This is a genomic window from Geminicoccus sp., from assembly GCF_035556675.1.
Classification (GTDB): Bacteria; Pseudomonadota; Alphaproteobacteria; order Geminicoccales; family Geminicoccaceae; genus Geminicoccus.
Genome location: NZ_DATMFZ010000199.1, coordinates 1 through 2,419, shown reverse-complemented (window position 1 = coordinate 2,419; position 2,419 = coordinate 1). Strand labels below are relative to the sequence as shown.

Below are 2,419 nucleotides of genomic sequence, written 5' to 3'. Positions count from 1 at the left end.
GGCGCTCGCCGCCATCCAGCGATACACGCCATCGGCCCGGCGCATGCGCCATTTCATGGAGAGACGCTCGCCGCTGGCCAAGGAGCGCTCGAACGCTTCCACGACGCCGGGGCTGTCATCGGGATGGATGATGGCCTCGGTGAGGGCGGCCAGCCGGCTCTTGCCCGGCCGGTCCGCACCCCAGACGTCCAGCCCCAGGAAGTCGACGAGCCGCTTGTTGAAGAATACCGGCATGCCATCGGCGGTGATTCGCCACAGATAGCTCGGGACCATGTCCACGAGCTGCGACAGCTCGCGTTCTCGCTCGCGCACTGCCGCTTCCGCGCGCTTGCGTTCGGTCAGGTCGAGAATGTAGGCGACGCCTTGCCGGGACTGGCCATCGAAGCAGGCCGCCCCGATCAGCACCGGCACCCGGCTGCCGTCCTTCCTGAAATACTCCTTCTCGCGGGCCTGCATCTTGCCGGTCGCCGCAAGCTCCTTGGCCTCCTCGCGGGCATGCACTTCCTGCCATTCCGGCGGGGTGATGTCGAACCAGCGGATGCCGGCCATCACGTCCTCCCGGTCGTACTGGACCATGCGGAGAAACGCGTCGTTGGCGTCGATCAGCCTGCCGTCCAGATCCCAGATGACGATCCCGATGATGTCCGAATCGACCAGTCGCCGGATCCTGGCCTCCCGCTCCGCGATGTCGGCGTACAGGCGCATCTGGTCGTCGATGTCGTGGCTGAGGCCGAACCACTGGACGATGCGCCCGTACTCGTCCCGCAACGGCTCGGCGCGGCCCGACATCCACCGGTAGTCGCCATCGGCACGGCGCAGCCGATACTGCATGGCAAAGGCTTCGCCCGCGGCGAGGCTATGGTGCAGGGCCGCCTCGAACCGCGCCGCGTCGTCCGGATGGATGGCCCGGGCTACGGCCTCGAGCCGGCCCGGGCCCGACCGGTCCGTGTCCGCGACCTGCAGTTCGAGGAAATCGACCATCCGCTTGTTGAAGAAGATCGGCTCGCCTTTCGTGCTGAGCCGCCAGATCTGGCTCGGCACCATGTCGACGAGCTGCGAGAGTTCCCGCTCCCGACCGCGCAGCTCGTCCTGGGCACGCATGAGCTCCTCGATGTCGATGAGCACGCCGTACCACTGCATGATGTTGCCGGTCTCATCGCGCAGGGCTTGGGCGCGTCCCTCCATCCACCGGAATGCGCCATCATGGCGGCGGACCCGGCATTTGCACATGAACGGGTCGCCGGTGCGCACGCAGCGCGCCAGCTCCGCGTGAACGTCCTGGCTGTCGTCTGGATGCACCAGCAGGGCTGCCGCCCGGGCGAGGCGCGTCGTCCCGGGATCGTCGAGATCCTCGACGCTGACCCCCAGCCAGCGGACCAGCTGCTCGCTGTAATAGGAGGGCTGGCCATCGGGCGAGAGGCACCAGATCATTGCGGGCACCGCGTCGACCAGCCGCTCGAGTTCCTGCTCGCGGCGTCGCAGCGCCTCTTCCGCCAGAACCTGGTCGTCGATGTCGTGACAGACCCCGTACCACTGCAGGATCTGCCCCGCATGGTCCCGCAGCGGCTCGGCCCGGCTCGACATCCACCGATACGCGCCGTCGACACGGCGCAGCCGGTAGCGGCACGCGAACGGCTCGCCGGTCGCCAGGCTGTGCCGGAGTGTCGTGCGGAACGCGGGCGCGTCGTCGGGGTGGACGGCGGCGAGCAGGGCCTCCAGTCCGCCGAACGATTTGCTCGTGATGTCCGGCCCCAGATAGTCGGCCATGCGCTTATTGAAGAATGCCGGCTCGCCGTCCCGGGTCAGGCGCCACACATGGCTCGGCGCCATGTCGACCAGTTGCGCAAGCTCCTGCTCGCGATCGTGCAGCGCCTCCCGCTCCAGGAACGACCCGTACCACCCGACGATGCGGGCCTCGGCGTCGCGCACCGGCCGGCCTGAGCAACGTCGCCACCGATAGGTTCCGTCCGCGGCACGCAGGCGATGGGTAACGTCATAGGCATGCCCGGTCTCCAGGCACTGCCGCCAGGACATGGCCGCCGCCTCGTAGTCTTCCGGATGCAGCAGCGACGTCCAGCCGGACGCCGGTTCGTCCGAATCCGTATCCTGTGCCTCTAGCCCGGTGACCGGCAGGCCCAGCACGCCCGGGGTGGCGTAGAGGAACCGGCCGGCGGCATCCGTCGCCCAGGCATTGCCGACTACCTCTTCCACCAGCCTCGCCGCCCGCGCGGGCTGGTTATTGATCGCGTCGGTTGCGCCGGACAGCATGCGCCACGTCCTCCTGTGGAGGTCGCGCCCCCCAAGGCTGCGACCTCCGCCAGACTAGCACCCATGCTGGCCTGGGCACCTAGTCGGACGGCAGGGTAGAGCCGCAGCGAGCCGCGGGCACCCTATGGAAACCGATAGTCTGCCTGGGGCA

General features: G+C 68.5%; 1 protein-coding gene. It reads right to left on the bottom strand.

What is annotated here, in order from left to right:
• Window positions 1-2,268 (bottom strand): PAS domain-containing protein (locus VNS22_RS14470; RefSeq protein ID WP_325733585.1); only part of this gene is annotated, 2,268 nt, incomplete at its 3' end.
• Window positions 2,269-2,419 lie beyond the last annotated feature (151 nt).